General features: G+C 71.7%; 7 protein-coding genes. 3 read left to right on the forward strand and 4 right to left on the reverse strand.

Features of this window, described 5'->3' with window-relative positions; all coding sequences use genetic code 11:
* Positions 1-17: 17 nt before the first annotated feature.
* A complete protein-coding gene (locus tag AC1DZA_RS19080) occupies positions 18-980 on the forward strand; it encodes an NAD-dependent epimerase/dehydratase family protein (RefSeq protein ID WP_476773934.1) in 963 nt (320 codons plus the stop codon).
* 102 nt (positions 981-1,082) lie between these two features.
* Here the strand turns inward: AC1DZA_RS19080 and AC1DZA_RS19085 are convergent, their stop codons facing one another.
* The 4 genes from AC1DZA_RS19085 to AC1DZA_RS19100 all read right to left on the reverse strand — a co-directional run bounded on the left by AC1DZA_RS19085 (position 1,083) and on the right by AC1DZA_RS19100 (position 4,497).
* Positions 1,083-1,436: a putative quinol monooxygenase gene (locus tag AC1DZA_RS19085; protein ID WP_476773935.1), complete on the reverse strand. Its 354-nt coding sequence runs from the start codon at positions 1,434-1,436 to the stop codon at positions 1,083-1,085.
* The gene (locus AC1DZA_RS19090; protein ID WP_309975493.1) at positions 1,433-2,239 is read right to left on the reverse strand and encodes an ATP-binding cassette domain-containing protein; all 807 of its coding nucleotides are present in this window, start codon (positions 2,237-2,239) and stop codon (positions 1,433-1,435) included. The genes AC1DZA_RS19085 and AC1DZA_RS19090 overlap by 4 nt, the downstream gene beginning before the upstream one ends.
* Complete coding sequence (locus AC1DZA_RS19095; RefSeq protein ID WP_309975495.1) at positions 2,236-3,276, reverse strand: ABC transporter permease; 1,041 nt, start codon at positions 3,274-3,276, stop codon at positions 2,236-2,238. Before AC1DZA_RS19095 ends, AC1DZA_RS19090 begins: the two co-directional genes overlap by 4 nt.
* Positions 3,277-3,399: 123 nt before the next feature.
* On the reverse strand, positions 3,400-4,497 hold the full coding sequence (locus AC1DZA_RS19100; protein WP_476773936.1) for a substrate-binding domain-containing protein: 1,098 nt from the start codon (positions 4,495-4,497) through the stop codon (positions 3,400-3,402).
* A 173-nt stretch (positions 4,498-4,670) separates the two neighbouring features.
* Between AC1DZA_RS19100 and AC1DZA_RS19105 the strand changes: the two genes are divergently transcribed.
* Complete coding sequence (locus AC1DZA_RS19105; protein ID WP_476761404.1) at positions 4,671-5,675, forward strand: LacI family DNA-binding transcriptional regulator; 1,005 nt, start codon at positions 4,671-4,673, stop codon at positions 5,673-5,675.
* 4 nt (positions 5,676-5,679) lie between these two features.
* Positions 5,680-6,651 (forward strand): carbohydrate kinase family protein, encoded by a 972-nt coding sequence (locus AC1DZA_RS19110; RefSeq protein ID WP_476773937.1) that lies wholly within the window; start codon positions 5,680-5,682, stop codon positions 6,649-6,651.
* The last annotated feature ends 178 nt before the right edge of the window (positions 6,652-6,829 follow it).

The following is a 6,829-nucleotide window of genomic DNA, read 5'->3' on the forward strand; positions in this document are numbered from 1 at the left end:
GCGAGATCAGGAGCACCATGAGCGACCCCCGCCTGCACGTCGTCTTCGGCTCGGGCCCCGTCGGCCGTGCCACCGCGCTCGCGCTGCTCTCCCGCGGGCTCGGCGTGCGCATCGTCAACCGCAGCGGCCATGAGGCGCTCGGCCCCGACGCCGCAGCGCTGGCCGACGTCGAGGTGATCAGCGGCGATGCAGCGGATGCCGCATTCGCCACCCGCGCGGCCGCCGGCGCGGCATCCGTCTACCAGACCCTGAACCCCGTCTACCACCGGTGGGCCGAGGACTTCCCGCCGCTGCAGCGCGGCGTGCTCGCCGCCGCGGAGGCGACCGGCGCCCGCTTCGTGAACATGGACAACGTGTACTCGTACGGCCGCACCGGCGGCCGGCCGCTCACCGAGGAGAGCCCGCAGCAGCCGCACACCCGCAAGGGGCGGGTGCGGCTCGACATGGCGAACGAGCTCTGGGCGGCGCACCGCGAGGGCCGCGTCGAGGTCGTGAGCGGGCGGGCGTCCGACTACTACGGGCCGGGCGCGGGCATCGCCTCGCCCATCGGCGACCGGGTGCTCGACACGGTGGCCGCCGGCAAGCGGGTCGACCTGTTCGGCGATCCCGACCTGGTGCACAGCTACACGTACCTGCCCGACATCGGCGAGGGCCTCGCCGTGCTCGGCACCGCGGACGGCGTGACCGGATCCGCCTGGCACCTGCCGAACGACCCGCAACCGTGGACGAGTCGCGCGATGGTCGAGAAGTTCTTCCGGCTCGCAGGCACCGAGCCGCGCATCGGACGCCTGCCGAAGGTCGCGCTGCGCGCCGTCGGCCTGGTCAATCCGACCGTTCGGGAGCTCCTCGAGATGGCCTACGAGTTCGAGGAGCCGTTCGTCGTCGACTCGAGTCGCATCGCGGCGCTCGGCGTGCGTGCGACTCCGATCGACGAGGCGCTCGACCGCACGTTCCAGGCGTACCGGGCCGCGCACGCCTGACGGGCGACGGCCCGCGGCCCCGACGATCGGTGACGGACAGAGGTCGGCGACGGCGCCCGCGACTTCCGCAGGGCGCCGCCGCCGGGTTCGGGCGGGTCGGCCTCAGCCGAGCCGGGTCAGGAACGTGAGGACCGAGCCGTCCTCCTGGATCAGGGGCCCGAGCGCCGCGTTGAACGGGGCCCCGTACGGCGCGGCGAGATGCTCGGCGAACGCCGCGTCGTCGCGGTAGGCCTCGACGACGACGAACCCGGTGCCGATGGGCTCGGGTCCTTCCGTCGCGCCCGACCCCGCCGGAGCAGGACCGACGCGATGCGGCTCGAAGGCGAGGCATCCGGGCTCGTCGCGGACCTTCGCGGTGAGGTCGAGGAGGAGGCGCTCGACCTCCTCCTCGCGGCCGGGCAGGGCGGTGAACCGGGCCACGAGCTCGACACGGCCGTCCTCACTCGCCCAGCTCATCCCCGGGCCGCGCCCGTCATGATCGCCACGGCGTCGGTCATGGAGTGCGACTCCGGCGTGATCGTCGCCGCGCGCTTGCCGAGCCGCTGGATGTGGATGCGGTCGGCGACCTCGAAGACGTGCGGCATGTTGTGCGAGATGAGGATCACGGGGATGCCGCGCTCGCGCAGGTTCTTGATGAGCTCGAGCACCTGGTTCGACTCGCGCACGCCGAGCGCCGCGGTGGGCTCGTCGAGCACCACGACCTTCGAGCCGAACGCGGCCGCGCGGGCCACGGCCACGGCCTGGCGCTGCCCGCCCGAGAGGTTCTCGACCGGCACCGTCACGTCCTGCAGCGTCGAGATGCCGAGCGCGGTGAGCTCGTCCTTCGCCTTCTGCCGCATGCCCTTCTGGTCGACGACGCGGAAGACGGAGCCGAGCACGCCGCGCTTGCGCTCCTCGCGACCGAGGAACAGGTTCGCGGCCACGTCGAGCGCCGGCGAGACGGCCAGGTTCTGATACACCGTCTCGATGCCCGCGGCCCGGGCGTCCTGCGGGCGCTTGAAGTGCACGGGCTTGCCGTCGAGGAAGATCTCGCCCTCGTCGGGGATCTCGGCGCCGGTCAGGCACTTGATCAGTGTCGACTTGCCTGCGCCGTTGTCGCCGATCACGGCGAGCACCTCACCCGGGTAGAGGTCGAGGCTCACGCCGTCGAGGCCGACGACGCGGCCGAACGTCTTCACGAGACGTCGGGCCCGGAGGATGGGCGTCCGGGTCTCCACGGGCGCGCCGCCCGCGGCATCCGATGCGATGGTGTCGGTCATTTGCGTACCTTTCGGATCCACTGGTCGACGGAGACGGCGACGATGATGAGCACGCCGACCGCGAAGGTCTGCCAGAGCACGTCGAGCCCGGCGAGTGAGAGGCCGTTGCGGAAGACGCCCACGATGAGCGCACCGAGCAGGGTGCCCCACACGGTGCCGCGGCCGCCGAAGAGGCTCGTGCCGCCGATGACGACGGCCGTGATCGAGTCGAGGTTGAGGTCGGTGCCCGCGTTGGGGGAGGCCGCATTGGTGCGGCCGATCTGGATCCACGCGCCGAGCGCGAGGATGGCGCCCGCGGCCAGGTACACGCTCATCAGCACGCGGTTCACGCTGATGCCGGCGAGGCGGGCCGACTCCTTGTCGTCGCCCACCGCGTACACGTGCCGGCCCCACGCCGTCTTCGCGAGGATGAAGGAGATGACGACGTAGAGCAGCAGCATCATGACGACGCCGACGGTGAAGTTCACGCCGAGCACGTTGAACGTGTTGCCGGTCCACGTGAGCAGCGCGGGCATCTCGCCGCCGCGCACGGTGGCGCCGCCCGAGTAGAGCAGCGTCAGCGCGACGAAGATGTTCAGGGTGCCCAGGGTCACGATGAACGGCGGCAGCTTGAGCCGGGTGACGAGCGCGCCGTTGAGCGCACCGGCGGCGAGGCCGACGAGCAGGCCGAGGAACAGGCCGACCGGTGCGGGCAGTCCGGCCTGCACGGTCGTCTGGGCGATGACCATCGAGCTCAGCACCATCACGGCGCCGACCGAGAGGTCGATGCCCGCGGTGAGGATGATGAGCGTCTGGGCCACCGCGAGGGTGCCGACCACGGCGACCTGCTGCGTGATGAGCGACAGGTTGGCCGGGTTCAGGAAGCGCTCGTTGAGCAGTCCGAACACGATGACGGACAGCACCAGCACGATGGCCGGGCTGATCGCCGGGTAGCGGTGCAGCGTGTTGCGGATGCGGCTGAGCGGGGTGGTTCGGTCGAGGAACTCCTCGGCCAGGTCGAGTGCCGCCGTGGGCGGCTCGGTCGTGTGCTGACTCACGTGAAATCTCCGATGTTGGGGGGTGCGGTGGTGCGGCCCCGGCTGGTGTCGACGGATGCCCCGGGCGCGAGCTCGCGGCATCCGTCACCGACGCCGCACCACCTCACGGTGCGGTGCGGGGCGTCAGCCCCAGCAGATGTCGGCGGCCTCGGAGGTGTCGATCGAGTCGATGCCCTCCTGCGGGTCGTCGGTCACGAGCTCGACGCCGGTGTTGTAGAAGTCGAGGCCCTCGGTGTTCTCGGGGGTCGTGCCCTTGGTGACGAGGTCGTGGATCGCCTTCACGCCGAGCTCGGCCATCTTGACGGGGTACTGCTGGCTGGTCGCGCCGATGATGCCGTCCTTGACCGCATCGATGCCGGCGCAGCCGCCGTCGACGGAGACCACGATGAGGCCGTCGGTGGCGCTCGCGGCCTTGAAGGCCTCGTAGGCGCCGTACGCGGCGGGCTCGTTGATCGTGTAGACGACGTTGATGTCGGGGTTCTTCGAGAGCAGCGTCTCGGCGGCGGTGCGGCCGCCGTCCTCGGCGCCCTGCGAGGCCTCGTTGCCGACGATCTCGTAGTCGCCGCCGCTGTAGGTGCCGGATGCCTCCTCGTCGCCGTTGGCCGTGTCGTCGGCCAGGTCGATGCCCATGCCGTCGAGGAAGCCCTGGTCGCGGGCCACGTCGACCGAGACGACCTTGTCGTCGAAGAGGTCGATCATCGCGATCGTCGCCTTCTCGCCGGCGAGCTTCGCCGCGGTCCACTCGCCGATCTTCTGGCCGGCGAGGAAGTTGTCGGTGGCGAACGTGATGTCGACCGACTCGGGGTCGGCCGGCGGGGTGTCGAGCGCGATGACGAACAGGCCGGCATCGCGGGCCTTGACGAGCGCGTCCTCGACGGCGGGGCCGTTGGGGGTGATCAGGATGCCGGCGTCGCCCTTGGAGATGGCGTTCTCGACGGCCTGGATCTGGCTGTCCTCGTCGCCGTCCTCCTTGCCGGCGGCCATGGTGAGCTCGACGCCCAGGTCCTTGGCGGCGGCCTCGGCGCCGTCCTGCATGGCGACGAAGAAGGGGTTCGTGGTGGTCTTCACGATGAGCGAGACGCCGACGGTGTCGTCGCCGCCATCCGACGATCCGGTGGCTGTGCCGGATGCGCATCCGGTGAAGGCGAGTGCGGTGGCCGCGGCGAGCGAGCCCACTGCGATCAGGCGGCGGCGAACGGCGCCGGGTGCTGCGTGATTCATCGACGAATCTCCTCTGGTCGTGGGTGACCGTTGTCGCCCTGACAACGATGTCACGTTAGGTCTAGACCATGTCGATGTGTATAGTCAAGTCCACTTGGCACATTGGAGAGCAGATCGTGACATCGTTGTCAGAGGACACGTCGGGCTCCGGGGGCGGCCGCTCCCGGCCGACGATGCGACATGTCGCCGCGCTCGCGGGCGTCGGCGTGAAGACCGTCTCGCGCGTGATCAACGGCGAGCCGAACGTCTCGGCCGCGACGATCGCGAGGGTCACCGCCGCCGCACGCACCCTCGACTACCAGCCCGACCTGCACGCCGGCAACCTCCGCCGCGCCGACGGACGCACTCGCACCCTCGGCCTGCTCGTCGGCAGCGTCGACAACCCGTTCGCCGGGGCGGTGCACCGTGCCGTCGAGGACGCGGCCCTCGAGCACGGCGTCGCCGTCTTCGCGTCCAGCCTCGACGACGACCCCGACCGCGAGCAGGAGGCGGTCGCCGCGTTCCTGCGCCGACGTGTCGACGGGCTCATCCTCACCACCGTCTCCGACAGCCAGGCCTACCTCGCCCCCGAGCTCCGGCGGGGCACGCCAGTGGTCTTCGTCGACCGCGAGCCGGCCGGGATCACCTCCGACGCCGTCGTCAGCGACAACGCCGACGGCGCCGCGCTCGCCACCCGTCACCTGCTCGAGCACGGACACCGCCGGCTCGCCTACCTCGGCGACAAGGCCGGCATCCAGACCGCCCGCGAACGACGCCGCGGCTTCCTCGAGGAACTCGGCCGGGCCGGCGTCGCCACGCGCGACCTGCCCGTCATCGAGAACCTGCACGACGAGGAATCCGCCCGCGCCGCGACGATCGCCCTGTTCGACTCGCCGAATCCGCCCACCGCCATCTTCAGCAGCCAGAACCTCGTCACCATCGGGGTCATCCGCGGACTGCGCGAGCTCGGCCGGCACCACGACACCGCCCTGGTCGGATTCGACGACGTGCCGCTCGGCGACCTCCTCGACCCGGGGGTCACCGTGGTCGCCCAGGATCCCCAGGGCATCGGGCGCATCGCCGCCGAGCGGGTGTTCGCGCGGCTCGACGGCGACCACTCGCCCGCGGCACGTACGATCGTGCCCACCCGACTGATCGAACGCGGCTCAGGCGAGATCCGTCCGGGCGAGGAAGGCTGACCGGATGACCGACGCGAACCCCACGGCCGCCACGCCCTCCCCGAGCACTCCTGCGCGGCGGGTCACCGTCGTCGGCGACGCCCTCATCGACGAGCTGCGCGACGAGCACGGCTCCCGCGAGTTCGTCGGGGGCGCCGCCCTCAATGTGGCCGTCGGCCTCAGGGTGCTCGGCGAGGACGTCACGCTGGTCGCGATGCTCGGCGACGACGAACCCGCCGAACGCATCCGCGCCTACCTGCGCGACTACGGCGTGCGGCTCGTCGAGAGTCCCTCGGCGCACGGCACCTCTCGGGCGGTCTCGGATCGCACCGATGGGGAGCCGCGCTACGAGTTCAACGAGGCTGCGAAGCGCCGCGGCATCCGCTTCGATACCGCGGTGCGCGCCGCGCTCGACGAGGCCGACCTCGTCGTGGTGAGTTGCTACCCGTTCGACGACGGCGCGCAGTACGCCGCGCTGCTCGACGCGGTGGCACGGCCCGAGCAGCGGCTCGTGGTCGACGGCAACCCCCGCGCCGGCATGCTCGCCGACCGGGCGGCGTTCCTCGCGAACTTCGAGAACCTCGCCGCGCGTTCGCTCCTCGTGAAGGTGGGTGACGAGGACGCGGAGCTGCTGCTCGACGACTCGCTCGACGAATTCGTGCGACGGCTCGGCGGCGATGCGGCTGGCGGAATCGCCGGGCATGGCGGTGGCGCCATCCTCGCCACGGCCGGTCGCGCCGGCGCCGACCTGCACACCGACGGCTCGTCGGTGCACGCCGACATCGTCACGCTGCCCGGCCCCGTCGTCGACACCATGGGCGCGGGCGATGCCACCCTCTCTGCGGTCGTGCACCACATCGCGACCAACGGCGTGCCGCAGACGACGGATGCCTGGACCGACGCCCTGCAGGAGGCCATGACGATCGCCGCGGCCACCGTGCGGCACGAGGGCGCCCTGCTGCGGACCCCGGCGCACGACCCCGTCTTCCCGAGCTGACGGCGGCGCGGCGAGCCGAGCCACGCCACGCACCCCCGCGCCACTCCGCTCCCGCCCCTCCGCGCGTGCCGGGACCTCGTGAGGACGGGATCTGCGGGTATGGCCGGGGTCGCACCCGCGAATCCCGTCCTGACGCGTGACCGGGGCGGTGCCGCCGCGCCCGCCGCGCGGCCCCCGC

The sequence above is a fragment of the Agromyces sp. P2_B3 genome (assembly GCF_056404815.1).